A 1,021-nucleotide genomic window follows, 5' to 3' on the forward strand; every position below is an offset into this window, starting at 1 on the left:
ATCATGATGCACCGACGGCTCGCCCGCGACTACGAGACCCTCACCGCCAGCTCCGAAGCCATGATCCACGTCGCCTCGATCGACAACCTCGCCAAGCGCATAACGGACGAGACCACGCCAACCTGGCGAGGAACCTACTAGGGCAAAAGAAGCCATCAGCCTAAATTAAATGCCCACTCAGAGCCGTCTCATGGTGAACAGGGTGGTCCCGTGCACCGCGTCCACTTCCTTCCGCTCGGTCTCGGTGAACCCGACCTTGGCCAGTACACGGCGAGAAGCGGTGTTCCAGTCCCAGACTGTGGCCCACAGACGTTCGTACCCAGACGATCTCGCCCAGTCCAGAACCGCCAGCGAGGCCTCGGTTGCGTATCCCTGACGCCAAACTCGGTGCAGCAGCTCGAACGCCAGTTCCGGCTCTCCTTCCGATCCTCGCCGGCTGGCGACCAGACCGCAGTAGCCGATGACGTCGCGAGAGGCCTTCCGCTCGACCGCCAGCAACCCGCTCGACCATAGCTGGTTGGTGCGGATCGAATCCTCGAGCTCCGCAACCGTGGGGTGTCCGTCCGCGTCGATTCGGCGGTGCGGCGGCACTCGTGGATCACGTTCGGTCCACAGCTCACGCTGGACGACAGCCTCGGCTACCCGCCAAGGTCTGAGTAGCAGGCGACTCGTCTCGAGTACAACTTCGCTGCCCAGGGTCGCGCCATCTGCCATGACAGCAACCTTTCACGGGCGAACGCACTGCCGTACCGCAGGGCGCGGTCGATCCTGCCGATCGTAGACGCTCGATGTGCGGAACCACCGAGATCAATCGCCGAGCGTCGTCTTGGACCTGTGCACGTTCAGCGGTACCCGGTTAGACACAATACCGGCCGGTATTGCGGTTAGACACGTCGACCCGCACGCTGACAACGGGCGACTCAGGTGGGACTATCAAGGACTCGGTGTACACCCTGAGCAAAGGGAGTATCCGATGACCGACGTGGCGATTACGACGACCGGGTCGAGTCCGGTGGAGGCC

At 63.0% G+C, this 1,021-nt stretch carries 1 protein-coding gene and 1 pseudogene; one reads left to right on the top strand and one right to left on the bottom strand.

The window, feature by feature from the left end:
* Window positions 1-141 (top strand): annotated as a pseudogene (locus tag ABZS54_RS43040) (IS5/IS1182 family transposase); the annotation flags it as partial.
* A gap of 36 nt (window positions 142-177) precedes the next feature.
* Here ABZS54_RS43040 and ABZS54_RS43045 read toward each other — a convergent pair.
* On the bottom strand, window positions 178-714 hold the full coding sequence (locus ABZS54_RS43045; RefSeq protein ID WP_355548958.1) for a GNAT family N-acetyltransferase: 537 nt from the start codon (window positions 712-714) through the stop codon (window positions 178-180).
* Window positions 715-1,021 lie beyond the last annotated feature (307 nt).

It is taken from the genome of Embleya sp. NPDC005575, assembly GCF_040605455.1.
Lineage (GTDB): Bacteria > Actinomycetota > Actinomycetes > Streptomycetales > Streptomycetaceae > Embleya.